General features: G+C 43.1%; 23 protein-coding genes. 15 read left to right on the top strand and 8 right to left on the bottom strand.

The features are described from left to right. The first annotated feature begins 54 nt into the window (after positions 1–54). From I872_RS03460 to I872_RS03470, 3 genes are all read left to right on the top strand, one after another. The gene (locus I872_RS03460; protein WP_015604766.1) at positions 55–759 is read left to right on the top strand and encodes an MIP/aquaporin family protein; all 705 of its coding nucleotides are present in this window, start codon (positions 55–57) and stop codon (positions 757–759) included. 190 nt (positions 760–949) lie between these two features. Beyond that, complete coding sequence (locus I872_RS03465; RefSeq protein WP_015604767.1) at positions 950–1,987, top strand: M42 family metallopeptidase; 1,038 nt, start codon at positions 950–952, stop codon at positions 1,985–1,987. Between the two features lie 155 nt (positions 1,988–2,142). Further along, positions 2,143–3,057 carry an alpha/beta fold hydrolase gene (locus I872_RS03470; RefSeq protein WP_231913982.1) on the top strand — a complete coding sequence of 305 codons (915 nt, stop codon included), beginning with the start codon at positions 2,143–2,145 and terminating at the stop codon, positions 3,055–3,057. 73 nt (positions 3,058–3,130) lie between these two features. On the opposite strand, the gene I872_RS03475 is transcribed toward I872_RS03470, so the two are convergent. After that, positions 3,131–4,579, bottom strand: a complete 1,449-nt coding sequence (locus tag I872_RS03475; protein ID WP_015604769.1) for an alpha-amylase — start codon at positions 4,577–4,579, stop codon at positions 3,131–3,133. A gap of 178 nt (positions 4,580–4,757) precedes the next feature. On the opposite strand from I872_RS03475, the gene I872_RS03480 reads away from it, so the two are divergent. The 4 genes from I872_RS03480 to I872_RS03495 all read left to right on the top strand — a co-directional run bounded on the left by I872_RS03480 (position 4,758) and on the right by I872_RS03495 (position 12,018). Continuing rightward, positions 4,758–7,793 (top strand): CocE/NonD family hydrolase, encoded by a 3,036-nt coding sequence (locus tag I872_RS03480; protein ID WP_015604770.1) that lies wholly within the window; start codon positions 4,758–4,760, stop codon positions 7,791–7,793. 124 nt (positions 7,794–7,917) lie between these two features. Next, positions 7,918–9,534, top strand: coding sequence for a M20/M25/M40 family metallo-hydrolase (locus tag I872_RS03485; RefSeq protein WP_015604771.1), 1,617 nt, complete (start codon positions 7,918–7,920; stop codon positions 9,532–9,534). 110 nt (positions 9,535–9,644) lie between these two features. After that, a complete protein-coding gene (locus tag I872_RS03490) occupies positions 9,645–10,388 on the top strand; it encodes an ABC transporter ATP-binding protein (protein WP_015604772.1) in 744 nt (247 codons plus the stop codon). Then, positions 10,378–12,018: a hypothetical protein gene (locus I872_RS03495; RefSeq protein WP_015604773.1), complete on the top strand. Its 1,641-nt coding sequence runs from the start codon at positions 10,378–10,380 to the stop codon at positions 12,016–12,018. The genes I872_RS03490 and I872_RS03495 overlap by 11 nt, the downstream gene beginning before the upstream one ends. Before the next feature lie 241 nt (positions 12,019–12,259). Here I872_RS03495 and I872_RS03500 read toward each other — a convergent pair whose 3' ends face one another. The 3 genes from I872_RS03500 to I872_RS03510 all read right to left on the bottom strand — a co-directional run bounded on the left by I872_RS03500 (position 12,260) and on the right by I872_RS03510 (position 14,455). After that, positions 12,260–13,018 (bottom strand): CPBP family intramembrane glutamic endopeptidase, encoded by a 759-nt coding sequence (locus I872_RS03500; protein ID WP_041826878.1) that lies wholly within the window; start codon positions 13,016–13,018, stop codon positions 12,260–12,262. Positions 13,019–13,362: 344 nt separating this feature from the next. Beyond that, complete coding sequence (gene trhA / locus I872_RS03505; protein WP_005590131.1) at positions 13,363–14,010, bottom strand: PAQR family membrane homeostasis protein TrhA; 648 nt, start codon at positions 14,008–14,010, stop codon at positions 13,363–13,365. Then, complete coding sequence (locus tag I872_RS03510) at positions 13,994–14,455, bottom strand: DUF1836 domain-containing protein (protein WP_015604775.1); 462 nt, start codon at positions 14,453–14,455, stop codon at positions 13,994–13,996. The genes trhA and I872_RS03510 overlap by 17 nt, the downstream gene beginning before the upstream one ends. A gap of 155 nt (positions 14,456–14,610) precedes the next feature. On the opposite strand from I872_RS03510, the gene yaaA reads away from it, so the two are divergent. Next, complete coding sequence (gene yaaA, locus I872_RS03515; RefSeq protein ID WP_015604776.1) at positions 14,611–15,327, top strand: peroxide stress protein YaaA; 717 nt, start codon at positions 14,611–14,613, stop codon at positions 15,325–15,327. 291 nt (positions 15,328–15,618) lie between these two features. Here yaaA and I872_RS03520 read toward each other — a convergent pair whose 3' ends face one another. The 4 genes from I872_RS03520 to coaA form a co-directional block, all read right to left on the bottom strand. Next, a complete protein-coding gene (locus tag I872_RS03520; protein WP_015604777.1) occupies positions 15,619–16,347 on the bottom strand; it encodes a TraX family protein in 729 nt (242 codons plus the stop codon). A gap of 302 nt (positions 16,348–16,649) precedes the next feature. After that, positions 16,650–17,168, bottom strand: a complete 519-nt coding sequence (locus I872_RS03525; protein WP_015604778.1) for a DNA topology modulation protein — start codon at positions 17,166–17,168, stop codon at positions 16,650–16,652. A 65-nt stretch (positions 17,169–17,233) separates the two neighbouring features. Then, entirely contained in the window at positions 17,234–17,470 is a 237-nt protein-coding gene (gene rpsT / locus I872_RS03530; RefSeq protein WP_001274000.1) for a 30S ribosomal protein S20, read from the bottom strand. 70 nt (positions 17,471–17,540) lie between these two features. After that, the gene (gene coaA, locus I872_RS03535) at positions 17,541–18,461 is read right to left on the bottom strand and encodes a type I pantothenate kinase (RefSeq protein ID WP_015604779.1); all 921 of its coding nucleotides are present in this window, start codon (positions 18,459–18,461) and stop codon (positions 17,541–17,543) included. Between the two features lie 93 nt (positions 18,462–18,554). On the opposite strand from coaA, the gene I872_RS03540 reads away from it, so the two are divergent. From I872_RS03540 to I872_RS03570, 7 genes are all read left to right on the top strand, one after another. Then, entirely contained in the window at positions 18,555–19,142 is a 588-nt protein-coding gene (locus I872_RS03540) for a class I SAM-dependent methyltransferase (RefSeq protein ID WP_015604780.1), read from the top strand. A gap of 2 nt (positions 19,143–19,144) precedes the next feature. Beyond that, a complete protein-coding gene (locus I872_RS03545) occupies positions 19,145–20,422 on the top strand; it encodes a pyrimidine-nucleoside phosphorylase (RefSeq protein WP_015604781.1) in 1,278 nt (425 codons plus the stop codon). Between the two features lie 17 nt (positions 20,423–20,439). Continuing rightward, the gene (gene deoC, locus I872_RS03550; protein WP_015604782.1) at positions 20,440–21,102 is read left to right on the top strand and encodes a deoxyribose-phosphate aldolase; all 663 of its coding nucleotides are present in this window, start codon (positions 20,440–20,442) and stop codon (positions 21,100–21,102) included. After that, positions 21,089–21,478 (top strand): cytidine deaminase, encoded by a 390-nt coding sequence (locus I872_RS03555; protein WP_015604783.1) that lies wholly within the window; start codon positions 21,089–21,091, stop codon positions 21,476–21,478. The genes deoC and I872_RS03555 overlap by 14 nt, the downstream gene beginning before the upstream one ends. 71 nt (positions 21,479–21,549) lie before the next feature. Continuing rightward, on the top strand, positions 21,550–22,605 hold the full coding sequence (locus tag I872_RS03560; RefSeq protein ID WP_015604784.1) for a BMP family lipoprotein: 1,056 nt from the start codon (positions 21,550–21,552) through the stop codon (positions 22,603–22,605). Between the two features lie 136 nt (positions 22,606–22,741). Next, positions 22,742–24,256, top strand: coding sequence for an ABC transporter ATP-binding protein (locus I872_RS03565; protein ID WP_015604785.1), 1,515 nt, complete (start codon positions 22,742–22,744; stop codon positions 24,254–24,256). A 13-nt stretch (positions 24,257–24,269) separates the two neighbouring features. Beyond that, a complete protein-coding gene (locus I872_RS03570; protein ID WP_015604786.1) occupies positions 24,270–25,364 on the top strand; it encodes an ABC transporter permease in 1,095 nt (364 codons plus the stop codon).

A 25,364-nucleotide genomic window follows, 5' to 3' on the forward strand; every position in this document is an offset into this window, starting at 1 on the left:
GGCGGTAGGCAAAACAACTGTCTGCCTCCCCTTCTTTTAAATGGAGTAACATAAATGATGAAAGAAATATTTGGCGAATTTTTAGGAACACTGCTCTTGCTCCTTCTGGGAAATGGAGTGGTCGCTGGTGTGGTTCTTCCCAAAACCAAGAGTCACAATTCAGGTTGGATTGTGATTACCATGGGATGGGGGATTGCCGTTGCCATCGCTGCTTTTGTATCTGGCAACCTTGGCCCAGCCCATCTGAACCCTGCCCTAACTATCGGAGTAGCTCTGAAAGGTGATTTGCCTTGGGCATCTGTTCTTCCTTACATCCTTGCTCAATTTGCAGGTGCTATGGTCGGACAGTTCCTCGTCTTCCTACAGTTCAAACCTCACTATCTAGCTGAAGAAAATCCGGCTAACGTTCTGGGTTCATTCAGCACAGGACCAGCTATCAAAGATACCTTCTCTAACCTGATTAGTGAAATCCTTGGAACTTTTGTTCTTGTACTCACTATCTTCGCTCTAGGACTTTATAAGCTGCAAGCAGGCATTGGCACTTTTGCAGTTGGAACACTGATTGTCGGAATTGGTCTCTCACTTGGTGGAACAACAGGCTATGCCCTCAACCCTGCTCGTGACTTAGGACCTCGCATCATGCACAGTCTCCTTCCGATTCCAAACAAAGGTGATGGCGATTGGAGCTATGCTTGGATTCCGGTTGTCGGACCAATCATTGGTGCCGTCCTTGCGGTAGTAGTCTTCTCCCTATTTTAGAATAAAATAAAGCATCCTCTTCTCTAAGATTGATACATGCTTGGAGAAGAGGATTTTTGTATAGATTTTCCAATTTCATCGAAGATTTTGCTAAACCAATCTAAAATCAGGAGGAAAGAGCCAGTCAGGACGATATTTGACAGCGGATTTATGCTATAATTGACAGTATAAATGATCTAAAGGAGTTATGATGAATCAAACTGTTCAATATTTACAAGAATTAACGGCTATCCCTTCTCCAACAGGCTTTACAGCTGAGGTGGCGGACTATTTGGTACAAACGCTGGAAGGCTTGGGCTATGAGCCTGTTCGGACCAATAAAGGCGGCGTTCATGTCGTGGTTAAGGGAGAAAATGATGCTCAACATCGTGTCGTGACGGCCCATGTGGATACTCTGGGAGCTATTGTGCGTGCGGTCAAGCCAGACGGTCGTCTCAAGCTGGATCGAATTGGCGGTTTCCCTTGGAACATGATTGAAGGAGAAAACTGTCTAGTCCATGTGGCCAGCAGTGGCAAGACTATCAGCGGTACTATCCTAGTTCACCAGACTTCCTGCCATGTCTATAAGGACGCTGGGACGGTTGAGCGAACTCAGGACAATATGGAAGTTCGTTTGGATGAAAAGGTGACAAGTGAGAAAGAAACTCGCGATTTAGGAATCGAAGTCGGTGATTTTATTTCCTTTGACCCCCGTACCACAGTTACCGAGTCAGGCTTTATCAAGTCCCGCTTTCTGGATGACAAGGTCAGCGCGGCTATTTTGATCAATCTTTTGCGCGTTTATAAAGAGGAAAATATTCAGCTTCCGGTGACGACTCATTTTGCCTTCAGTGTCTTTGAAGAGGTTGGTCATGGGGCTAATTCCAGCCTGCCTGAGCAAGCGGTAGAGTATTTAGCGGTTGATATGGGTGCGATGGGTGACGACCAGCAGACAGATGAGTACACAGTTTCCATCTGTGTTAAGGACGCTTCAGGCCCTTATCACTATGGCTTCCGCCAGCATTTGGTAAATTTAGCCAAGGAGCAGGACATTCCTTACAAATTGGACATCTATCCATTTTACGGATCAGACGCCTCTGCAGCCATGAGTGCAGGCGCAGAAGTCAAGCATGCTCTGCTAGGTGCTGGTATCGAATCCAGCCACTCTTACGAGCGCACGCATATTGATTCAGTTGTCGCGGCAGAGCGCATGGTGAATGCTTATCTGAGAAGTGGCTTGGTGGAGTAAAAGTAGAGCATTTAGCTTTGAATAAAAGGCAGAAATTTGAGTATCCTGTGGGAAGCAGAATGGCTGTTCTTGTTTAATCGGTTTAGTTTTCGTAGGTGCTTAAAGATATTTGGAAAGTTATGATGTTCAGGTATTTTAAGAAATTTTTTCTGTGTTTGCTTTTTACAATCATCAGTGTTCTGGTCTTAATCTTTACTTATCATCAAATCTGCCTGACTAAAGAGCAAAAATTACTTGATAATCCCTCAGGTCGACTGGTTCAAGTAGATGGCAAGAAAATGAATGTCTATGTAACTGGTCAAGGAGAGCAGACGCTGGTCTTTTTGGCGGGTGGTGGCACAACTTCACCCATTCTTGACTTTAGGACCCTCTATTCAAGATTGGAAAAAGATTATCGCATAGTTGTGGTCGAACGGTTAGGTTATGGCTTCAGCGATGACAGCCAAGGAGATAGTAGAGACATTGACACGGTACTTGCCCAGACGAGGCAGGCTTTAAGAAAGGCTGAAATCACTGGCCCATATACTTTGGTAGCTCACTCTATGGCTGGGCTAGAAGCGCTTCATTGGATTGCAAAATATCCAGAAGAAGTCCAAGGCATTATCGGACTGGATATGGCTTTACCGAGTTCTTACACTGATCTGAGTCTCTATCCTTTAGCTTATAAAGGCTTACAAATGGCTGCTAATTTAGGCTTAAGCCGGGTATTTTATGATGCTGACAAGCAAGTTCCCGCTCTTGCGTCTGGTGATTTGACAGTAGAAGAAAAGCAGGTATACAAGGCTCTTTTCTATCGTCGTCCATTGGCAAATGCTGTTTATGAAGAGGTCACCCAGGTCAAGCAAAATGCTGAGCTAGTTTCGAGGGAAAAGCTTCCTGAACGACCGTTCTTGCTCTTTTCTTCAAATGGCCAAGGGACTGGCTATAGTCAGGGAGAATGGCAGAGCTTCCAGAAGGATTTTGCAGCAGCGCATTCACAGACAGAGCTAATTCTACTAGACTACCCTCATTATGTGCATGATTACGCCAGTGATGAGTTGGCAGGAAAAATAAAGCAGTTTTTAAAATAGTAAGTTTTATATGAGCTTGAAATACTAAAAAAACGAGAAGGAAATTTATCCCTCTCGTTTTTGAATATACAGATTATTTGACAGACCAGACACTGACTGACTTTTCCTCCACTGGAAATTCTCCCCAGCCTTCTTCGTCAATGGTCACGATTTGAGAGCTCTTGCCCAGATAATCGCTGAATTCTCTACCAGCCCATTGTGAGCCGACCAGCATACGTTTGCTGCTGGCTTGGTCATTGCTGACAACAACAGCGATTGGTTGACCGTCGTCCTTGCCTTGGCGAGTCCAGCCGATACAGTTGGCATCGTCAAAGTAGTCAGTTTGCTCGCCGTAAGCGAGATTGAGGCGGACATCCAAGAGCTTGTCCAGCACGTCTTGGAAGCTCTCTTGGGCAAATTCTCCACTAATACCATAGTAGTCACCATAAAAGACGCAAGGCAGTCCCTCCTCTCGAAGTAGGATAAGAGCATAGGCCGCTGGCTTGAACCATTCTTCGACGGTGGACTCCAGAGCTTGTCCTCGCTGGGTGTCGTGATTGTCCACGAAGGTCACGGCTGATTCAGGATGATTCTTGGCAAGCGTCTGATCAAAAATCGTCCGTAGGTCAAAGTCTGACCCAGCTATACTAGCATCAAAGAAATTATGGTGGAGCTTGACGTCAACCAGATCAAAGCGGTATTCGATATTTTTTAGATAGTCGTTATTAGCCGTCTCATCGCTGTTCCAAAATTCCCCAAAAACATAGAAATCCTCACCGTATTTTGCAGTTATATCGCGGATAAAATTTCTCATAAAGAAGGAGTCAATGTGCTTGACAGCATCTAAACGAAATCCTTGAACGCCAGTTGTTTCGATAAACCAGTAGGCCCAGTCGTAGAGATTTTGGATGACTTCTGGGTGCTTGAAGTCAATATCGGCATACATGAGATAGTCATAGTTTCCGTTTTCATTGTCCACTAGCTCATCATCCGCCCAGCCTTTATTGTCTCCTTGGATGAGATAAATACCGGACTTGTTGTTTTGGGCATCATAGTCCGTACCAGTGAAGTGGTACCAATGCCATTCAAAGTCATTGTAGTTCTTATTGCGGCCTGGGAAAGTAAAATGCATCCACGCTTCTATTTCAAATGGTTTTGAGATTTCTATGTTTCGGTCGTTGGGATCCACTTCAACGACAGTAAAGCGCTCTTTGTAATCCGCAGCAGCTTTGTGATTAAGAACTACATCAGCCATGGGTTCAATGCCATTGGCTTTGAGAGTTTGGATAGCATTTAGGTAGTCTTCCTTAAAACCATATTTGGTGCGGACAGTTCCTTTTTGGTCAAACTCACCTAGGTCGAAGAGATCATAAACTCCGTAGCCGACATCATTGGAGCTCGTTGCTTTAAAAGCTGGTGGCATCCAAATTTTGCGAATGCCTTTTGATGCTAGATGAGGAGCATCCTCCGCCAAGCGATTCCAATGTTGTCCATCATTTGGTAAGTACCATTCAAAATATTGCATCAATGTTTGATTTTCCATACGAGATACCTCAGATTCTTAGGATGGGTCTATTTTACCAAAAGAAGAATGATGACACAAACGTTTGTGCAAATTAATCTGATATTTTTGGATAATAAGCCAAAAGTAGTATTGAAATCAAAGCGCTTACATAGTATAATGGACAGATAATAAACTTAAAAAAGGAAAGGAGTTCTTTATGAAAAAGAAAGGACTAATGAGGTTACTCTTATCAGTCTTGCTATTTGCTCCTTTGGCATTAGGCCAGGTTGTTCAAGCCGACGAGGCGAGTCAGGCGAATGTCGAAAGCAAGGAGATTCTTCATACAGAAGCTGTTGAAAAGCCTTCTGAGCCTGTCTCTTCAGTCCAGCAGCCAGCGGTTTTAGAGGTTGAAAGCAAGGAATCGTCGGATTCTTCAAGGCCAGAAAAGCAAGAAGGAGAGTTGGTCACTGCTGAAAAACCAGCTGCGAGCTCTGAAAGAGCTGCTTCGTCACTGGAGTCTCCGCCTTTAGCTTGGGCTCAAGATGCTAGCTTAGTGCCTTCTTCTGTGCCTGCTACTGCCAAAGGACAAGACCTGTCTGCTTATACGGGGAGCCTTTCAAATCCAGCTTTAGCTGATAAGGAACTGACCCTGCAGGAAGCAGTCGATGAGCTACTGAAATGGGCAGCTGTCAACGAATCTCAGTTAGGTACCAGTGCCCAAGATAGGGTGAATCTAGCTAAGAGCATGGGAATGATTGACAAAGAGGCTGATTTGACAGCTCGTGTACAAGGAAGCAATCTGCAGACTATGTATGCTGTTGCCAAGCGCCTGCATGATGCCTATCGTGCGGAAAAGAAAGCACCGCTCTTTTTGAATGGTCGGGCGCAGCCAATTTTCCCATACAGCAGTGGAGCTAAGGAAGATAAAGACTATTCGTATGAGAAAAGCGATATCGTCCGTTTTCCTGTTTATGTTGAGACAGATCATGATACGGATGGAGACGGAAAACGAGACCTCGTCAAGGCTATCGTACAACTTCCTAAAGCAGTAGCCCAAGGCGATTTTAAGGCTTCGACAATTTTAGAAGCTCGTCCTTACGTCGCAGGGACTTTGGACGAAAACTATGTGACCTTGGAAAGTCTCAATCTGCCGACAAACGGTTCTTATGATATGAAGAGTTTGCACAATAAGCCTGCTAAGCGCCAACCAGTCTCTAGCATGAGCAGTATTGATGCGGCGAAGAAGGCCAAAGCGTCAGATTGGTACTACTATAGCCCTTATGAAGGGATTTATGATTACGAGAATTTGAACTGGTATGATTACTTCCTAGTGCGTGGCTATGCCTTTGTTTCCAGTGCTGGTCTGGGTACTAAGGGTTCAGAAGGTTTCAATACAACTGGATCTGATTTGGAAGTAGAAGCCTTTAAAAATATTGTCGAATGGGTCAACGGTAAACGGACCGCCTACACAGACAAAACTAGCAATATTGAAATCAAGGCTGACTGGGCCAATGGCAAAGTTGGCATGACTGGTCTATCTTGGGCCGGTACGACAACTTTTGGTGTGGCAACAACGGGTGTAGAAGGCCTGAGAACCATCGTTCCAGCCGCAGGAATTGCTAGCTGGTATGATTATTTCAATAGCCAAGGAACAGCCTACAGCAATCCGCCATACAGCGATCTGTCTTGGCTATCACTCTACGTTTCAACTCGGATGCTTGATAAAGACGATTGGGCTTCAATCTGGAACAAGTATGCTGACTACATCAATCAGCTAAACAAGGACCAAAAAGCTCACGGTCGCAATTATAGCCAAGTTTGGCGGGAACGCGATTATACCCTAAATTCAGGAAAGATAAAGACTAGTGCCCTGCTGGTACATGGCTTAAATGATCACAATGTCAAAACCAAACAGTTTGAGCTTATGTATGATGTCTTGAAAAAAGCGGGACAAAATGTAAAACTCTATCTCCACCAAGGAGACCATGTCCATCCAGCAGCTATCTCTCGAGGTTATGGCATCAAAGCCAACAATCAAGATTTCTACGACTTGCTCAATACTTGGTTCTCTCATTATCTTTACGATGTCAAGAACGATGTTGGCAAGCTTCCTGCTGTTTTGGCACAAAATAACTACGATCCAAATAAATGGACGAGCTATGACAATTGGAAAAGCACTAATCGTTTGATTTTGACAGCTAAGTCCAAACGTCTAGAAGAAACCATTTCCAGTGACTATGCGGCTGCTGGGATTGACACTAGCAAGCGAGATGAAACTGTCAGTCAAGGATCTTCTAAGGCTAACATGACCTTTATGACAGAAGTCAAAGAAGATACGACTATCAAAGGCCATATTCCAGTACACTTTAAGGCAGCTTTAGCCAAGGGAAGTGGCAGAAATCTGCAGGTCAATGCGCTCTTGGTAGATGTATCAGACCAAGAGTTTGATGTGGTTGGAAATGGTGATACCAGCGATGACAGCAAGGCTGGTGACTTCTGGATGGGTAGCAATCTCAGCAATCTGGATGTTAAAAATTTTGCGACAACCAAAACTAAGTACAAGGTCATTGCTAAGGGCTGGCTAAACTTAGCCAATCCAGAATCAGGCTATACACCGTCTAGTTCAGAAAAGAGTATTAAGCCAAAAGTCGGCCAATTCCATGATTATACCATGTATTTGCAGCCGAATCTTTACACGGTGAAAAAAGGTCACAAGCTAGCTCTGGTCTTCAATACTTATGACCCTAGCGACTTGACGATTAAGCGTCAGTATGCAGTGACTTTCAAAACGGATTCCATTAGTGCGCTCGTACCAACTGTGGAAGCTAGTCGTTCTCAAAAAGCTGATTATGTAGCGAATTCTATTGATACAGAATACGCTAACTTACCTGAAATTCTTGGTGAAAAGCTAGTTGCACCAGAAATCAGAGAAGTTCCAGAATATATCTTTGATAGACAGGAGCCGCAACAAGAAGCTCCGTCAGTCGATTTGAGGGGTGGACGTAAAGAACATGTGAAAGGCGCGACGGACCATGTGCAGCAATTGGGTAGTCAGAAAGTGGTGCCTCAGGTGCAGCAATTGCCTAGTCAACCAGAAGCGTCTCAAGTGGAGCAGGTAGCCGTTCAACAAGCTCCAGCTTCCTTGCCAAAAACTGGTAGCCATTCAGAAAAAGGAATGTTCTATCTAGGCTTGGTGCTTCTTGTCAGCACATTCGGCATGTCTGGCCTCGTTAAGAAATATTCACATCGTTAGTCATTACAAGATAAAAGCAGCCAAACATTCCTGACTAGGTAAAGATTGGCTGCTTTTGCCTTATCGTCTTTCAGCTGGCCTTGGCCTGCAAGTCAGAAGTGCCAGCAATATAGAGGTAGAAAGAATGAAACAGTATATTCAAGATATTTTTGACCAAAGTATGGCGATTGAAAGTTTTACCCATACTAGTTCTGAGCGGAAGATTGAAGCCTTTCTTCAGGAACGGATAGGGGAGATTCCTTATTTTCAGGAGCATCCAGAACAGTTTGGCTGCTATCAGATTCCAAATGATTTTTATAACCGCAGTGTCAACTGGGCTCTGGTTAAGCGAGATACAGCTGACACCGTTATTCTTTTTCATCATCATGATACGGTGGACATTGAGGACTTTGGCAGTCTCAAAGACTGGGCTTTTGATAATCAGTCCCTTAAAGAAAAATTACCCTCCATTTCTTCAGATTCAGATCTTTTAGCGGATATTGCGTCGGACAAATGGCAGTTCGGTCGGGGCTCTTGCGACATGAAGGCGGCTCTGGCCTTGCAGCTGGGAGTAGTGGAGAGATATAGTCAGACACAGTCTGGTCAGGCCAATTTGCTCTATCTGTCGGTCGGAGATGAGGAGTCCTATTCTCAAGGCATGCGGGCAGCAACAGCCTTGCTTGCTGAATTAAAGGAGCGCTTCCACCTTCATTATCTTCTGGCCGTGGATTCTGAGCCTTTTGAGAGTCAGTCAGCGGAGGAAAAGGTGCTTCATGTAGGAACAGTTGGAAAGTTGATGCCAGTTGTCGTGACTCGAGGGCATCCTTTCGCATATAGAAAGAGCCACTCGAAGGGGATCAATGCCCTGTCCTTGCTAGCCAAGGTTGCTGAAAAAATTGACCTTAATCCGGCTCTGTCTGACATGGCCTATGGCGAACGCTCGCCCCTGCCATCTTGGTCCTATCTGCGCGATTTGAAGGAAAATTACGATGTGTCAACAGTGCTGCGTGCTGCAGGCTATTTCAGCGTCCTTTATCTAGAAAAGAGTCCAACAGAGCTGTTGGCGACCATAAAGAATCTTAGTCAGGAAGCAGTGGATGGCTTTTATCAAAACTACTGTCAGTTGCAGAAAGTTTATGAAGAAAGCAAGCTTGTACCAAAACCACGCGTGCTGACCTATCAGGAATTACTGCAAGAATGCCAAGAAAAAATCGGTTTTGAAGAAACTTTGCAGCAGATTTATGAAGAAGCCCAGCAAGCCTTGCAAGAAGGCGCATCCTATCAGGAAATCAGCATTCAAAATATCCAGAAGGTTCTAGATTTCTACGACCGTAAGGAAGCTTTGGTTGTCTTAGCAATCGCACCGCCTTATTATCCATCCATGAATTGTCGCCGTTTGTCAGACAGTCCGATTAGGATTGACAAGGTCATTCAACTTTATCGAGATTATCTGGACAAGGAAGTTGGCTGTCAACTCCAAGTGGACGAATTTTTCATGGGAATTTGTGACCTTAGCTACTGTGCCTTGGAGAAGCCTGCCGCTGAATACCAAGATTTGATTGCCAGTATGCCTGTACCTGAGAATCTCTATCATCTGGATTTCCCAGAAATTGCGGTCAATCATATCCCTGGTATCAATCTTGGACCATGGGGCAAGGACTTGCATCAGCTGACTGAGCGTGTCTATGAGCAGGACATGCTGGAAACCATTCCTAATTTCTTGCTCTATCTGCTGGAAAATGCTCAATTTTTCAAGGTTTAAAAGATGGCTATAGATTATTTCAAAGCAAAATCCGAACTTTTTCGCTCATTTTAAGACAAATAACTTTTAAGATAGTATAATAAGCTTAAAACATAGTAAAGGAGTTTCTCATGATTGAATTTAGAGATGTTACAAAAGACTATGATGGCAAGCTGGCGCTTAACCAGCTGAATCTAACCTTGGAAAGCGGTGAGATTGTCGGTCTGATCGGTCACAATGGAGCGGGTAAGTCAACGACCATTAAATCCTTGGTCAGTGTTATCAATCCGACGCAGGGACAAATTTTTGTGGACGGAAAGGAGCTATCCAGTAATCGTCTAGAAATCAAGAAAAAAATCGGCTATGTAGCTGATTCTCCTGACCTTTTCTTGCGCCTAACAGCCAATGAATTTTGGGAGCTAGTGGCGACTTCCTACGACATGACCACGGCAGAAGTAGAAGCTCGTTTGGGTGAGCTGCTGGCTATCTTTGACTTTGCTAGTCATCGCTATGAAGTAATTGAGTCGTTTTCACACGGTATGCGGCAGAAGGTCTTTGTCATTGGTGCCCTTTTGTCTGATCCAGATATCTGGGTCTTGGATGAGCCTTTGACGGGCTTGGATCCTCAGGCAGCTTTTGATCTAAAGCAGATGATGCGTGAGCATGCTGATAAGGGCAATACAGTTCTGTTTTCAACTCACGTTTTAGAAGTGGCTGAACAGCTATGCGATAAGATTGCTATTCTCAAAAAAGGAGAGCTGATATTCTACGGAACGGTTGAAGACTTGAAAGCCCAGCATCCAGACCAGTCCCTCGAAACCATCTATCTAGGTCTGGCTGGTCGCAGAGAAGAGGTGAGTCCAGATGCGCTTTAATGCCATTAAAAAATTGGTTGATATCAATATTCTTTATGCGATTCAAGCTTCGCAGTTGCAGCAATACCGCAAGAAGCAGGCAAAGAATCCCTCGGTCAAGGTCAATGTCTCTCAGAAGACCATTCGCATGTACTTGATTTTGGGTTTTGTCTACTTGGTTATTTTTGGCATCATGAGTGCCTTCAATCACATGGTAGGAAATCCGGGCCTTTTTGCCAATATGGTCTCCGTATTTGCTATATTTTCCATGTCACAGGGCTTCCTCGTTTTCTATAATGTCTTTTATGAAAGCAAGGATTTGCAGTCCTATCGGCCCTATGCCTTTAGTGAATCAGAAATCATTGTCGGAAAGAGCATCTCTGTTGTCCTGACTCTCTTGATTGCGATTCTGCCCATGTATAGCTATTTTATCGTACTAGGTCTTCAAGGCGGAAATCCTTTAGTCGGCCTGCCTCTGGCCTTGGTTTCGATTGTCATTTTAAGTTCGGTTATAACCTTTGTCATTTTGATTTTGGTGCATTTTATCACTAAGACAGCCTTCTTTAGAAAGTATAAGACCATCCTATCCAATGTGATTCTGGGGCTAGTTTCCCTAGGCTCGGTAGGTCTCTATATCTTTATCAATCAGATGAACAGTCGCAGTATCGCCAGCAATACAATGGTTACACCTTATTTCCCGCCAGTTGTAGCCTTTTACGACTTTATCATCAATCCTCTTAGCTTGACTGCGATTTTAGGAATTTTAGCTTGGCTTGCCGTGGCGGTTCTGCTCTTTTTGGTGGTCAAGTTCAAGGTCATACCAGAATTTTATGAAGCAGCCTTGATGACAGGAGCAGCAAGTGGCAAACGCGAGCGGGTGCGCGATATCAATATGGACGAGGCCAAGAATTTTAAGAAGTTCGTCTGGCGCTACCACATTCGGCTGCTGAGTGAAGGTTCGGTCATCTTGCAGGCTCTCTTTATGTCGGCACTGATACCTTACATCATCATTTTTAGTATGCTCATGGGGGCGATCAATGCAGGTCTGGATGTTAGCCCGTTCTTGATTCCACGATTTTTACTTCCGCTTATCTTCCTAGCTATGTTTATCGCTACCCTCAATTCGGGTGGGAATAATCTGACCTCTATTGGTTTATCCTTGGAGCGGGAAAATTTTGATTATCTAAAGGTTTTGCCTTTTGAGCTCAGAAAATACGTTCGTCTCAAATTTTGGTATCTCTTTGCTATTCAGTCCATTCTACCAGTGATTCTTCTTTTGGCGACCAGTCTTATCTTCCATGTTCATCCGGTGACTTTTCTGGTTATGCTGCTGGTTTGGTTTATTGCCAGTCTAGCTTGGAGCGCTTGGGGCTATCATCGGGATTATAAGCATTTGGTGACCAACTGGTCCAATGTCAACGAGCTAATGACTCGAGATAATAGTATGGGTAAGACCCTATTGGCACTAGCCTTTACCATTGGAGTGATTATCGTAATTGGTGTTCTCTATGCGATTTCATACTCCCTGCCTCTCACTGTTCTCTACCTCCTTTCAGTTCTGCTGATTGTGATTTCTGGACTTGTTTCTTATCTGATCTATCGCTACTATATGAAAAGACTTGATAGCGAAATTGCTAGTTTCAATTCGTAAATAACAATAATAAAAAGAGGCTGTGACAAAAGTCCTAGCCTCTCAATTGTCTTTGGATTGTCGAGCAAGACGCAGTGGTTGAGTGGGCTCTATTACGCTGATTTCATCAGCTTTTTCATCCCTACTCAACTGTGCGGAGGTGGGACGACGAAATCGAATTCTAACGAATTACTGATTTCTGTCCCACTCTCTTTTAGTTGCGATTTATTCTACAGTTTTTTGTTAGCTGAGATTTATCCTTTTAGGAGCGCCAGTTAATCAGTACATACATCAAGCTGGAGCCAAACATATCTGCCAAGGCGTGCATGAGGAAGAAAGGCAGAAGGTTCTTGACCTTGTACTTGTAAAGGAAATAGTAAAGGAGTCCATAGACCACTCCGATAACCAAGACCCAGAGCATTCCTTGATAAGTATGGAAAGAAATCCGAACGATAGTAGAGTAGGCCAGCGCCCACCACTTATACTTATCCTTGACCGAAGTCATGAGGCCAAGAAAGAAGAATTCTTCATAGAAGCCGTTGAGCAGTCCATAGAGGATGGTCATTGGTGTCAGATCAGCAAATTTCCGGAAAATTTCCAGTAAATCTATATAGGACCAGAGGGTTGGATCAAAGTAATTATACTCGCCGCTCAGTGTCATCACGATGTCGCCAAAGAATCCTACTGCTACGAAGATCAGAGGTGTCCAGAGTAGAACCGACCAAGTCAGGCGGATGGGAAGCTGCTTAAAATCAAAGCGCCGCAGTAAGAGATAGAGAATGGTCAAGACCAGCATCAAAAGCTGAAGATTGAAATTGCTAGAAAAGGCTGCGCCTTCGCTAGCTGTATTGCTGACCGTTTCAGTAGCTGCAGTCGTCGCTGTTGTTGAAAAACTAGCTAGGTAAAGCTCAGTTGATCGGTAGATGAACTGACCAAACATGAGCAGAGTAATCACAAGAATATCGAACCATTTCAGCTCTTTCAGAGGCTGCGATGGGCGGATTTTTGATAAAATAGTCATTCGTTTTCCTTCCATAACTGGCAGAATCATTTGCCAGAGATAATCTTCTCTATCTTTATCTTAGCAGAAAAAGCTTAAATTTTTATTATTTTCAAAGACCCTGCTTTTGAGAAGTGGTCTTCGCAGATCAGTTGTAGGCTTGGTTGAAGAGCTACATTATACTATAGAGAAGAGGCTGGGACAAAAGTCCCGGCCTCTCAATTGTCTTTGGAGTGTCGAGCAAGACGCAGTAGTTGAGTGGGCTCTACTAGGCTGATTTCATCAGCTTTTACAGCCCTACTCAACTGTGCGGAGGTGGGACGACGAAATCGAATTCTAACGAATTACCGATTTCTGTCCCACTCTCACATGAAATAAACAATTGCTAGGTACTGTAGGGCAGAAGCAGCTAGGATGAAGAGGTGCCAAATCATATGGAAGTAGGGCTTCTTTTTGGCATAAAAACCAGCGCCGACTGTGTAACAAAGCCCGCCAGCTAGCATCAGTCCCCAAAACACTGGCCCAGTTTGTCCTATGATTTGCGGAATGATAAAGATCACCAGCCAGCCCATAATTAGATAGAGAGCCAGACTGAATTTCTCATTAACCTTCTTGGCAAAGATTTTGTAGAGAATACCAAAGATGGTCGTGCCCCACTGAATCACGATAATCAGATAGCCCCGCCAGTCATTCATGAGTGAAAGGACGACGGGAGTATAGCTGCCCGCGATGGCAATATAGATCATGGAGTGGTCAATAATCCGCAGGATATATTTGTGGGTAGAGCCATAGGACATGGAGTGGTAAATAGTAGAGGAAAGAAACATAAGAAAAAGGCTTATGACAAAGATAGAAGTGCCAACAGCAGAAACGAGGCCATGCCCTTCATAACTGTAAATTGCTGAGATAGGCAGAAGAATCAGCATCAAAACAGCTCCGACGGCATGGGTAACAGCATTGGCAATCTCCTCTCCAAAAGAGAGTTGTTTACTGAGTTTAAGCGCGTAGTTCATCGTTATCGACCTCCTTTTCGGGTATTTGGATAAAGGCAAGGGTTTGCTGGTAGAGTTTTAAGGTCTGACAAGCACTGGCAATGATGGGTGTCACTTCAAGTTTCTGCCCATTCATATAATCCACAAAGTCATTGTAAAGCTCCTCAGACTGGGTTTCAGCGTTGAGCATATCCAAAGTCGCAGCAATATCTTGAATAGAAAAAACAGTTTTCAAGCTTGTAATGGCAATCAAGCGGGCAACTTGCTGGCGATTGTATTTTTTCTTTGAAGGTTTTTCAAGGTAGCCATGCTTGACATAATTATTGATCATGGATGCGGTCAAGCCTTTGTCAGATGCGGTAAAAGCTGGCATGCAGACCTTGTTGACATAGAGCAGGACCTGGTCCAGATACAGGTCAAGAACAGGTAATTCATCCCATCTAGGGAACAGATTTTTTGTTTCCAAATTTTAAACTTTCTAATATCTAGTTTTTATAACTAGATATTATCATTTTTGAAAATTAAAGTCAAGAATAAATCCAATTAGTCCAAAATTTGCTATAATCATGAGTAAGGAAAACAGGAAAATGGACTCAGAATCCAAGATGAGAAAGGAAGAATATGAAGATTTTAATTCCGACTGCTAAAGAAATGAATGAAGAGCAGAGTTCGCTGGGGCGCTCCCAGTTGACGCCTAAAAGCGAAATCATAATAGAAAAGTTGTTGCAATTCTCAGCCAAGGAGCTGGAAAAATTATACAAAATCAGTCCGCAAATGGCCGAAATAGAATACCAGCGGATTCAAAATTTAAGCAAGAATGAAGCGGAGACCTATCCAGCCTTGCACTTATTTGACGGGCTTATGTATCGCAATATCAAGCGAAAAGATTGGACACAAGAGGAGAAATCCTACATTCAAGAGCATTTGCTGTTAACGTCTAGTCTATATGGGGTCATTCCTGCCCTTAGTCCTATTGCTCCTCATCGGCTGGACTTTTTGGTGGGGCTGAAGCCAAATGGTCAAACGCTGAAAAAATTTTGGCGGGACGATTATACAAAAGCAGTAGCGGATGAGGATATGCTGCTTTCGCTCTTGTCTAGTGAATTTGAAGATGTTTTTGAAAAATCGGTCAGAGAGAAGATGCTTCGTTTTAAATTCTTAGAGGAAAAGGCTGGCAAACTCAAAAGCCATTCTACTATTTCTAAAAAAGCGCGTGGGCAATTTTTGACTGCTTTGATGGAAGCTCAGGTCGATCATCTTGAGCAAATCAAACAGCTCTCTTTTGCAGGTTTTGCCTATCAAGCAGATCTTTCAGATGATAAAGAATTAGTTTTGTAAAAGAAGAATAAGAAAAGGAGGCTGGGACAAAAGTCCGACCTCAAATATAAAAAGCGAACAAAACTAGTTTTCTGGTAATCAGAATTCTGCTTTGTTCGCTTTTCGCATTTTATTCTAGATTAGAAGGGCTTAATAATTAAGATTTTTAAAAATTGAAATATTTTTGTCCCAAACTCTTTTTTTGTAGCAAAGAGACTATTGTCCCAGATTCTTTTATTCTATTATTGAGACTTACCAAAAGAAAAATTAACTTAACAGGTATTCTACTGCAGCTTTTAACACATTCATTAATTACATTAGAAATAAGAGAAAGGCAATTCGAAACAGAGACAGGGCGAGCAAATGAAGGGGATAAAACAAGTAAAATACTTTTCCAATATTGGCCCCTTTTTGACCGTTGTAGAAAGAGGTCACGAGGAGAAACAAGAGACAGGTGGCAGTCAGATCAGCCAAACCATCATAGGAGAAATTGAAAGCCAAAATTAGAATTTGCACACTGCTCAGTGCCAAGACACCGCCAATTTTTCGGAAGATTGGATCTTTAATCTTCGCAAAGGCATAGATACCAAAAACTCCCCCCGCCAGTCCGCCGTCGGCAATAATGGACAGAGTAAAACAGAGTAGAATAATTAGAACTTTTCTCCAGGTTGCTGTTTGGTGATCACTGTAATAAAGAGCACAGAGCCCCAAAAAGAGAGTAACAACCGTATTTTGCATGATAAAGCCAAGACCAGTAACCCAGCCCATCAGAGAGAAAGGGATGATACTGATAAGAGCCAGCAGCCCCAATCGTCTCATATACTTGCTCACATCATGACTGTGTCGATAGCCTTCCGCGATACAAAAGGCAAAGACTGGAAAAGCCAGGCGGCCTATTATGTGCATACTATTGGCAAGCCAGTTAGGAGAGAGAATATTCATATTGGTAGCCAGTGGAAAAGATACCCAGGCGATATGGTCAATCAGCATGGCAAGCATAGCCAGCAGTTTCAAACTGCTATTGTCAATCATTTTTTTCATAGGATCCTCCTTTTTCCTTTCCCATGATACAAGAAAGAGGTTCTTCTTTCCATTTCTCTAGCTTACATTTCTCTCATTTTTCTTACAATTTTGTAAGTTGGAATTTCGCCTTTTTACCTCTTCGATGAATACTTCTGATTTTTTCTTGACAGATAAGACTGAGCGAGGCTGGGACAAAAAGATTTTGATTTTAGGAATTCTTTATTATAAATTTTTAAAATCGATAGATTAGACAAAAAAGTGAACAAGACAGAATTCTGAGTGTCAGACAACTCCGTTTTGTTCGCTTTTTATATTTAAGGTTAGACTTTTGTCCCAGACTTTTTTACATAGTCTGATAATTGCTTTTGATTCTGCAATTCGATGAATTTCTTAGGATAGGTTTGGCGAACTTTTTCATAGCGAGTCTTAGTCTCTTTTGTCCGACCATCCCAAAGGATCCAGCGAATAAATTCCCAATCCAGTCTTTCGGTACAGCCAGATGCCATACTTTCTCGCACTTGATTGCGATATTTTAGATAGCGTTTAAGGGCACGATAGAGGCAGTTCCAGCGAGAAAAGTTCATAAAGATAATCTGATCAGCCTGAGCCATTCTTTCCTCAAAGTAGGCAAAAGAGTAGTTGCCATCGATGACCCAGGATTGTTCTCGCTTGAGGTAATCCGCTAAATCAGCCTTGACTTGGTCTTGACTACGAGTCTGCCAGTCTTCTTCAAACTGGATCGTGTCTAGATGAAGGACGGGAATATGGTGGAAGTGGCCTAACTGCTGGGCTAAGGTTGACTTGCCGGAGCCGGAGTAGCCGATGATAGCAATCTTCATATAAATTCTCCTTTATAATGAGCAACAAAAAAAGCTCCGTGGAGCTCCTTTGTATGCGCGATGCATTATTTAGCAAGTTTAGCTGAAAGACGTGCTTTATCGCGGCTTGCTTTGTTTTTGTGGATCAAACCTTTAGTTTCTGCTTTATCGATAGCTGAGCTAGCAGCACGGAAAAGTTCTTCAGACGGGTTTGCTTCAAATGCTTTGATTGCAGTACGCATAGCTGATTTTTGAGCTGAGTTTTTTTCGTTTTGTTTAACGTTCAATTCAGCGCGTTTGATAGCTGACTTAATGTTTGCCAAGTTATTCACCTCCATTGAAAATACTAACTATCTAATTATATATGAAAAGTTGTGATTTGACAAGCCTAAATTATTTTTTTAGATAGATTTCGTCAATTTCATGATTTTTTGCCTTGTGCAAAATCACTTCAGCCCTGTTACGGGTTGGCTCGATATAGTCTATCAGATTCACCAGATTGATTGTTTCCCAGATATTATGGGCAAGTGCCATGACTTCTTCTTCGGGCTGGGTCGTAAAGCGATGGTAGTAGTTGTCCGTGTCGTGCTTGGCTAGTGCCAGTAATTTTTTAAAGCGGTCCAGATACCAAGACTCGATATTTTCGACTTCGGCATCCACGTAAATGGAGAAGTCAAAAAAGTCAGTCATGTAAAGGCGTTCGTTTTGCGGATTTTGGAAGACGTTGATACCTTCTACGATGACAAAGTCAGCTGCTTTAATTTCCTGCTTTTCATTTGGGACAATATCATAGATTTCGTGCGAGTAGACAGGAATTTTATAGTTTTGACCATTTTTGATGCGGTCTAAGAAATCCAGCAAAAGTTCCATATTATAGCTTTCAGGGAAGCCCTTGCGATTTAAAATGTCTGATTCAATCAAGGTTTGATTAGGATAGAGGAAGCCATCGGTCGTCACCAATTCAACGGTTGCATTTGTGAAAGTTCGTGACAGAAGGATTTGCAGCAGGCGACTAATCGTTGATTTTCCAACGGCAACACTACCAGAAACTCCGATAATAAAAGGTTGTCTTTTACTTTCTTTTTGCAGAAAAATACCTTTTGAAAAGGCGAGATCCTCTTTGGAACGTTTGTAAATTTGGATAAGATTGGTCAGAGGCAGATAGACGTCCGTTACATCCTGCAGGCTGATTTCGTCATTGAAACTCTTGATAGAATTGAGTTCGGACTCGGTGAGCGGTGGATTTTTTTTACGGTGCAGATTCTGCCAAGTGTGGCGGCTGATTTTTTCAAAATGAAGAAATTCGTTGGTCATAAGTTACTCCTATATGATGGATTTTAGTATAACATACTTTTGGAGAAATGAAAACGATTTACAAATCTAGAAAATTTATGATAAAATGGTTTTATGACTAAAATGTATTTTGCAGAAAATCCGGATGCCAAACATGACATTCATGAATTAAAAGTGGAACTATTAGGACAACATATGACCTTTTTAACGGATGCTGGTGTCTTTAGCAAAAAAATGATTGATTATGGCAGTCGAGTTTTGTTGTCTGCCTTGGAATTTAACAAAAAAGAAACATTGCTGGATGTCGGTTGCGGTTATGGAACACTGGGCTTGACTCTGGCTAAAGCGCAAGAGCTGGAAGTCACTCTCGTGGATATCAATCAGCGAGCACTAGACTTGGCTAGAAAAAATGCGGATGCGAATCAAGTATCTGCAGATATTTTCCAGTCCAATGTTTACGAACATGTGACCGGACAATTTCATCATATTATCAGCAACCCGCCGATTCGAGCTGGTAAGCAGGTGGTGCATGAAGTTATTTCAGGTAGCTATAATCACTTGCTAGCGGATGGGGACTTGACGATTGTTATCCAAAAGAAACAAGGAGCTCCCAGTGCTAAAGCTAAGATGGAAGAAGTGTTTGGCAACTGCGAGACTCTTAAGAAGGACAAAGGCTATTATATCCTAAGGAGTGTGAAATAAAGATGCGGGCAGTTGATATTATTCAAAAGAAACGAGATGGACTAGAGTTGTCCAGTCAAGAGATTGAATGGCTGATTGAGGGGTATGTAGCTGGAGCAGTACCAGATTACCAGATGTCAGCCTTTGCCATGGCTGTTTACTTTAAAGGTATGACCACTCGGGAAATATCTGATTTGACCATGGCCATGGTGGGGACAGGCCAGCAGTTTGACCTGTCAGCTATTTCAGGGATTAAGGTCGACAAGCATTCTACTGGTGGAGTGGGAGATAAGGTTACCTTAATCTTGGCTCCTCTAGTAGCTAGCTTTGGCGTGCCCGTTGCTAAGATGAGCGGACGAGGATTGGGACATACGGGTGGTACCATAGACAAGCTCGAGTCTGTCAAGGGCTACCAGGTAGAGCGCAGTCAGGAAGATTTCATTAAGCAGGTTCAGGATATTGGTGTATCCGTAATCGGTCAGTCAGACCAGCTGGTCAAGGCAGACAAGCTTCTCTATGCCCTGCGTGATGTGACGGCTACTGTTGATACGATTCCTTTGATTGCCAGCTCTGTTATGAGCAAGAAAATCGCCGCTGGTGCAGACAGCATTTTGCTAGATGTGACCGTTGGTGAGGGTGCCTTTATGAAAAATCTAGAGGATGCCCGTGTCCTAGCCCGTACTATGGTAGACTTGGGCAAGGCAGTCGGACGCAGGACAGTTGCAGTTATTACCGATATGAGTCAGCCTTTGGGCACTAGCATTGGCAATCGTTTGGAAATCTTAGAAGCACTGGAAATTCTTCAAGGACAAGGACTCGAGGATATTACGGACTTTATCTGTGAGCTCGCTCAAATCATGCTTGATTTGGCTAATGTTGAGAAATCTGTTTCTGAAATCAGAGAACATTTGACAAACGGAGCGGCTTTGAAAAAATTTGAAGAGATGATTGCGGCTCAAGGTGGTGATCTAGAGGACTTGTATCGACCATCCCAGGCGGCTTATGTGGCTGAAGTGAGAGCAGAGCAATCTGGTTATATCACAGAGCTTCCAGCCATGGAATTTGGCTTGTTTGCAATGAGGTTAGGAGCAGGACGAGCAGTCAAATCTGACGAACTAGATTATGAAACTGGAATTGTGTTCGAAAAGAAGATTGGAGAAACAGTCGAAATTGGGGAAATTGTTGCAAAAATATACGCAAATGAAAAAATTTCTCAAGAACTAGTTACAAAATTCCAAAAAAATGTTAAAATAGGTAGTGAAAGCGTTGCAGTAAGCGAGATTATCGAAGTTATCGCTTAATTCTAGGAGAATCCAACATGAAATTAAACAAATACATTGACCATACGCTTTTGAAACCTGATGCAAGTCAGGAGCAGATTGCCACTTTAATTGAAGAGGCAAAGAAATACGATTTTGCTAGCGTCTGTGTTAATCCGACTTGGGTAATTTTTGCCGCACAAGCTCTGAAAGGGACAGATGTTAAAGTCTGTACGGTCATTGGTTTTCCTCTGGGTGCAAATACTCCAGAGCTCAAGGCTTTTGAAACGAGTGATGCCATCCAAAACGGAGCAAATGAAGTCGACATGGTCATCAATATCGGTGCTCTAAAGTCTCGAAACTTTGACTTAGTTGAAAGAGACATTCGAGCTGTTGTGGAAGCTGCCAAAGGAACCTTGGTTAAGGTCATTATTGAGACCTGCCTCTTGACAGATGATGAGAAAGTGAAAGCTTGTCAAATTGCTCAGAAAGCTGGGGCGGATTTTGTCAAGACATCCACTGGTTTCTCAACTGGTGGTGCAACCGTTGCAGATGTAGCTTTGATGCGTAAGACAGTTGGGCCAGATATGGGAGTCAAGGCTTCTGGCGGTGCCCGTTCTTACGAAGATGCACTTGCATTTATCAAAGCTGGTGCGACTCGCATTGGAGCATCCTCTGGTGTAGCGATTATGGAGGGAGACGTGGCTAATGGCGACTACTGATTTGATTGATTTAGTTGTAGAAACCACGAAGAATGCCTATGTTCCATACTCTCATTTCCCTGTCGGAGCCGTTTTAGTAGCTAAAAATGGACAAGTTTTCACAGGTGTCAATGTCGAAAATGCTAGTTTTGGCTTGACCAATTGTGCAGAGCGAACAGCCATTTTTAAAGCTGTTTCTGAAGGCTTTTTAGACTTTGAGGAATTAATTGTTTACGGAGAAACGGAAAAACCGATCTCCCCGTGTGGTGCCTGCCGCCAAGTAATGGCAGAGTTTTTTAATCAGGATTTACCAGTGACCTTGGTCGCTAAAGATAAATCGACGGTCGTGATGACGGTCAAGGAGTTACTTCCATACTCTTTTACAGACTTAACTTGAGTCTGTTGCTGGTCAACTGACCAAAATTAAACTCGCAACTAAGTTGCACATCTTATATAGGAGGTTCAGAAATGAACAAGAAACAATGGCTAGGTCTTGGTCTAGTGTCTGTCGCAGCAATCGGACTTGCTGCATGTGGGAATCGTGCGTCTAAATCAGATAGCTCTAACGCTAAAACTGATTTAAAAGCTGCTATCGTAACCGATACAGGTGGTGTTGATGATAAATCATTTAACCAATCTGCATGGGAAGGTTTGCAAGCTTGGGGGAAAGAAAATGGCCTTTCAAAAGATAACGGCTATACTTACTTCCAATCAACAGACGAGTCACAATACGCGAACAACCTAAACCAAGCTGCTACGGATGGTTATAAACTAGTATTTGGTATCGGTTTTGCCCTTCGTGATGCCGTTGAATCTGCAGCAAAAGACAATGCAGAGATTAACTACGTTATCGTTGATGATGTGATTGAAGGTCAAAAGAACGTTACTTCAGCTGTCTTTGCGGATAATGAAGCTGCTTACCTTGCAGGTGTTGCAGCTGCAAAAACTACTAAGACAAAACAAGTTGGTTTCGTAGGTGGTATAGAAAGCGCAGTTATCACACGTTTTGAAAAAGGTTTTGAAGCTGGTGTGAAATCAGTTGACCCATCTATCAAGATTCAAGTAGACTATGCTGGCTCATTCGGTGATGCTGCTAAAGGTAAGACAATTGCTGCTGCTCAATATGCTGCAGGTGCAGATGTGGTTTACCAAGTTGCTGGTGGAACTGGTGCAGGTGTCTTCTCTGAAGCAAAAGACTTGAACGAGAAGAAAAATGAAGATGAAAAAGTTTGGGTACTTGGTGTTGACCGTGACCAAACTGAAGAAGGTAAATACAAGTCTAAGGATGGTAAAGAGTCTAACTTTGTTTTGGCATCAAGCTTGAAACAAGTTGGTAAGACTGTCCAAGACATCGCTAATCAAACTGCTAAAGGTAAATTCCCAGGTGGTAAAACAGTAACCTTTGGTTTGAAAGACGGCGGTGTTGATTTGACAACAACTAATCTTTCTGAAGATGCTAAAAAAGCTGTTGAAGAAGCGAAAGCTAAAATCCTTGACGGAAGTATCACAGTTCCTGATAAATAATTGAATTCTGAGCGATCCGACCTACTTGGGTCGCTCATTTTTCAATTCTGACGCCTTTACATCGATTAGGCTTACTAGGATACGAGTCCGACGAGGTTTGATCGACATAAAATGAAATTCTGGAAAGGAAAGAGCCATGACACATGAAAATGTCATTGAAATGCGAGAAATTACCAAAGTTTTTGGTGAATTTGTAGCCAATGATAAAATCAATTTGCAACTCCGAAAGGGTGAGATTCACGCCCTTTTAGGAGAAAATGGTGCCGGGAAGTCAACCTTGATGAATATGTTGGCCGGCCTGCTTGAGCCGACTAGTGGTGAGATTGTAGTCAATGGAAAGCCAGTTAAGCTGGACTCTCCATCAAAGGCAGCCTCACTTGGTATCGGAATGGTGCACCAGCACTTTATGCTTGTGGAAGCCTTCACTGTTGCTGAAAATATCATTCTCGGAAGTGAGCTTACAAAAAATGGTATCTTAGACTTGAAGCGCGCTACGCAAGAAATTAAGCGTTTGTCTAAGAAGTATGGCTTGTCGGTCGATCCTTCTGCCAAGATTGAAGACATTTCGGTCGGAGCCCAACAGCGTGTTGAAATTTTGAAGACCCTTTATCGTGGGGCAGACATTCTCATCTTTGACGAACCGACAGCCGTTTTGACGCCGGCTGAGATTGATGAATTGATGAAAATCATGAAGAACTTGGTCAAGGAAGGTAAGTCTATCATTCTCATTACCCATAAGTTGGATGAAATTCGTGCCGTATCAGACCGAGTGACGGTTATTCGTCGCGGAAAATCAATCGAAACGGTTGAAATTGCTGGTGCGACCAACCAAGATTTGGCTGAAATGATGGTAGGACGTGCCGTTTCCTTTAAGACTGAGAAAAAGCCGGCTAATCCACAAGAAACGGTCCTTTCAATCAAGAATCTTGTTGTTGAAGAAAACCGTGGCGTTCCAGCTGTTAAGGGACTTTCACTGGATGTTCGTGCTGGTGAAATCGTTGGGATTGCAGGAATTGACGGAAATGGTCAGACTGAGTTGATTCAAGCTATCACAGGACTTAGAAAAGTAAGCTCGGGTGAAATTTTGATCAAGAACCAGTCCGTGATTGGTAAGAAACCACGTCAGATTACTGAGATGAAGGTCAGCCACGTACCTGAAGACCGCCATCGTGATGGTTTGGTGCTGGAGATGTCCATTTCTGAAAATATTGCTTTGCAGACCTACTACAAGGAGCCGCTCAGCAAAAACGGCATCTTGAACTACAATAATATTTACTCTTACGCCTGCAATCTGATGAACGAGTTTGATGTGCGGGCAGCTAGCGAGTATGTACCTGCTTCAGCTCTCTCAGGAGGAAACCAGCAGAAGGCTATCATTGCTCGGGAAGTGGATCGTGATCCAGATTTGTTGATCGTTAGTCAGCCTACTCGTGGACTTGATGTCGGAGCAATTGAGTACATCCATAAACGCTTAATTGAGGAGCGTACTCAAGGTAAGGCAGTTCTCGTTGTCAGCTTTGAGCTAGATGAAATACTCAATCTTTCTGACAGAATCGCCGTTATCCATGATGGCAAGATTCAAGGAATTGTGAGTCCAGAGAAGACCAATAAGCAAGAACTTGGTATTCTCATGGCCGGCGGTAAGATTTAGAAGGGAGATTCAAATGTCTAAGAAAATGCAGCAGATTGCAGTTCCCTTAATCTCAGTTCTTTTAGGGATTTTATTGGGAGCGATTGTCATGGCTATCTTTGGCTATGATGCCATCTGGGGATATGAATCCCTCTTTAAAACAGCTTTCGGTTCTTTGAAAAGTCTAGGTGAAATTTCTCGGGCAATGGGTCCTTTGGTTCTCATTGGTTTGGGATTTGCCGTGGCTAGCCGGGCTGGATTCTTTAACGTCGGACTTCCAGGACAGGCCTTGGCCGGTTGGATTATGGCTGGTTGGTTTGCCCTTTCCTTCCCTGACCTACCTCGCCCACTGATGTTGCTAGCAACTGTAGTCATTGCTGCAGTAGCTGGCGGGATTATTGGTGCTATTCCAGGGATTCTACGGGCCTATTTAGGAACAAGTGAAGTCATCGTTACGATTATGATGAACTATATCGTCCTCTTCGTTGGAAATGCCTTTATCCGCAGCTTTCCAAAATCTGTGATGCAGAGTGTTGACTCTAGTAAGCGTGTCGGTGCCAATGCGATTTATCAAACAGAATGGTTGAGAAGTCTGACAGCCAACTCTCGGATGAATATCGGTATTTTCTTTGCCTTGATTGCAGTCGTACTAATCTGGTATATGTTGAAGAAAACAACGCTTGGTTTTGAAATCCGTGCTGTAGGTCTTAACCCAAATGCATCTGAGTATGCAGGTATGTCTTCTAAACGAACCATTATCTTGTCCATGATTATTTCTGGCGCTCTTGCAGGACTTGGAGGAGTAGTAGAAGGACTTGGAACTTATCAGAATGTCTTTGTTCAAGGAAGTTCCTTGAGTGTTGGTTTCAATGGTATGGCGGTAAGTCTCTTGGCTGCCAACTCTCCAATTGGAATCCTCTTTGCAGCCTTTCTCTTTGCGGTTCTGAGTGTTGGTGCTCCAGGTATGAACGTGGCTCAGATTCCGACAGAATTGGTCAATATTGTGACAGCTTCGATTATCTTCTTTGTTAGCGCCCATTACTTGATTGAGCGTCTGACTGGTAAGACAGTTTTTGAATTGTTTAAAAATAATAAACAAGAAGTTGACAAAGTGAAGGGAGGAAACTAG

The organism is Streptococcus cristatus AS 1.3089 (assembly GCF_000385925.1).
Lineage (GTDB): Bacteria > Bacillota > Bacilli > Lactobacillales > Streptococcaceae > Streptococcus > Streptococcus cristatus_B.

Coding starts and splice junctions, on each gene's coding strand:
- I872_RS03460 (WP_015604766.1), top strand. CDS start 55: ATGATGAAAGAAATATTTGGCGAATTTTTAGGAACACTGCTCTTGCTC.
- I872_RS03465 (WP_015604767.1), top strand. CDS start 950: ATGAATCAAACTGTTCAATATTTACAAGAATTAACGGCTATCCCTTCT.
- I872_RS03475 (WP_015604769.1), bottom strand. CDS start 4,579: ATGGAAAATCAAACATTGATGCAATATTTTGAATGGTACTTACCAAAT.
- I872_RS03480 (WP_015604770.1), top strand. CDS start 4,758: ATGAAAAAGAAAGGACTAATGAGGTTACTCTTATCAGTCTTGCTATTT.
- I872_RS03485 (WP_015604771.1), top strand. CDS start 7,918: ATGAAACAGTATATTCAAGATATTTTTGACCAAAGTATGGCGATTGAA.
- I872_RS03490 (WP_015604772.1), top strand. CDS start 9,645: ATGATTGAATTTAGAGATGTTACAAAAGACTATGATGGCAAGCTGGCG.
- I872_RS03495 (WP_015604773.1), top strand. CDS start 10,378: ATGCGCTTTAATGCCATTAAAAAATTGGTTGATATCAATATTCTTTAT.
- I872_RS03500 (WP_041826878.1), bottom strand. CDS start 13,018: ATGACTATTTTATCAAAAATCCGCCCATCGCAGCCTCTGAAAGAGCTG.
- trhA (WP_005590131.1), bottom strand. CDS start 14,010: ATGAACTACGCGCTTAAACTCAGTAAACAACTCTCTTTTGGAGAGGAG.
- yaaA (WP_015604776.1), top strand. CDS start 14,611: ATGAAGATTTTAATTCCGACTGCTAAAGAAATGAATGAAGAGCAGAGT.
- I872_RS03520 (WP_015604777.1), bottom strand. CDS start 16,347: ATGAAAAAAATGATTGACAATAGCAGTTTGAAACTGCTGGCTATGCTT.
- I872_RS03525 (WP_015604778.1), bottom strand. CDS start 17,168: ATGAAGATTGCTATCATCGGCTACTCCGGCTCCGGCAAGTCAACCTTA.
- coaA (WP_015604779.1), bottom strand. CDS start 18,461: ATGACCAACGAATTTCTTCATTTTGAAAAAATCAGCCGCCACACTTGG.
- I872_RS03540 (WP_015604780.1), top strand. CDS start 18,555: ATGACTAAAATGTATTTTGCAGAAAATCCGGATGCCAAACATGACATT.
- I872_RS03545 (WP_015604781.1), top strand. CDS start 19,145: ATGCGGGCAGTTGATATTATTCAAAAGAAACGAGATGGACTAGAGTTG.
- deoC (WP_015604782.1), top strand. CDS start 20,440: ATGAAATTAAACAAATACATTGACCATACGCTTTTGAAACCTGATGCA.
- I872_RS03555 (WP_015604783.1), top strand. CDS start 21,089: ATGGCGACTACTGATTTGATTGATTTAGTTGTAGAAACCACGAAGAAT.
- I872_RS03560 (WP_015604784.1), top strand. CDS start 21,550: ATGAACAAGAAACAATGGCTAGGTCTTGGTCTAGTGTCTGTCGCAGCA.
- I872_RS03565 (WP_015604785.1), top strand. CDS start 22,742: ATGACACATGAAAATGTCATTGAAATGCGAGAAATTACCAAAGTTTTT.
- I872_RS03570 (WP_015604786.1), top strand. CDS start 24,270: ATGTCTAAGAAAATGCAGCAGATTGCAGTTCCCTTAATCTCAGTTCTT.